The following is a 1,056-nucleotide window of genomic DNA, read 5'->3' on the forward strand; positions in this document are numbered from 1 at the left end:
GCCGCGTTCGCACAGACAAGCGTGACGCTGTACGGCCGGATCGACGGCGGCGTCGAATACCTGAACCACATCGCGACGCCCAACGGCAGCTCGACGCGCTGGAGCGCGGAGGGCGGCGACTGGGGCACCAGCATGTTCGGCCTGAAAGGCGTCGAGGATCTCGGCGGCGGGATGTCGACGGTCTTCAACCTGGAAACCGCGTTTCAGGTGATGAACGGCACGACGGGCGGCGGACGCATGTGGTCGCGCCGCGCGTATGTCGGGCTGAAGAGCGACACGTGGGGACAGCTGCAGGCCGGCCGCAACCTGTTCATCGACAGTGATGGCGTGTGGGAATTCGATCCGTTCGTGCAGCAGGCGTTTTCGTCCGCATCGCTCGTGCGCGGCCGCAACTGGCAGCAGAGCAGCAACAACATCGAATATCACAGCCCGGTGATCGGCGGCTTCGACGTGCAGGCGCAATACGCGTTCGGCAACCAGTCGCGCGGCTTCAACTACGGCGCGGCCGACGACTTCGGCCGCTCGGACGGGATCATGATCTCGTACCACTCGCCGGTGCTCGACGTGCGCGGCATCTACGACGAACTGCGCGACAACAACGGCAAGTTCAGCAATATCTTCACCGCGTCACGCGAGTATTTCGTCGGCGCGAACGTGAAGGTGTCGAAGTTCAAGATCCAGGGCGCCTATACGCACTACCAGGCGCCGGACAGCCCGGCGGGCGTCGCCGATCGCGCCGATCACTACTGGCTCGGCGCGACCTACACGGCAACGCCGCAGTGGGCCGTGACGGGCGGCGGGTATTACGTGAAGGTGGGCGACGGCGGCGGCGATGCGTCGCACGATCCGTCGGGACACGCGATCATGTACGTGCTCGGTACGACGTACAACCTGTCGAAGCGCACGTTCTTGTACGGGACGGTCGCGTATGTGCGCAACGGCGGCAACTCGAACTTCTCGCTACTCGCGTCGCCGCGCGACGCGACGTCGGGCACGAGCCCGATGACGGGCGAGTCGCAGACGGGCGCGTATGTCGGGATGATGCATACGTTCTGA

Annotated in this window: 1 protein-coding gene; it reads left to right on the forward strand. The window is 65.2% G+C overall.

Annotated features, from left to right (window positions below):
• A partial coding sequence (locus WS75_RS14375; protein ID WP_059681068.1) for a porin occupies nt 1-1,056 on the forward strand: 1,056 nt, incomplete at its 5' end.

It is taken from the genome of Burkholderia sp. FL-7-2-10-S1-D7, from assembly GCF_001524185.1.
Classification (GTDB): Bacteria; Pseudomonadota; Gammaproteobacteria; order Burkholderiales; family Burkholderiaceae; genus Burkholderia; species Burkholderia diffusa.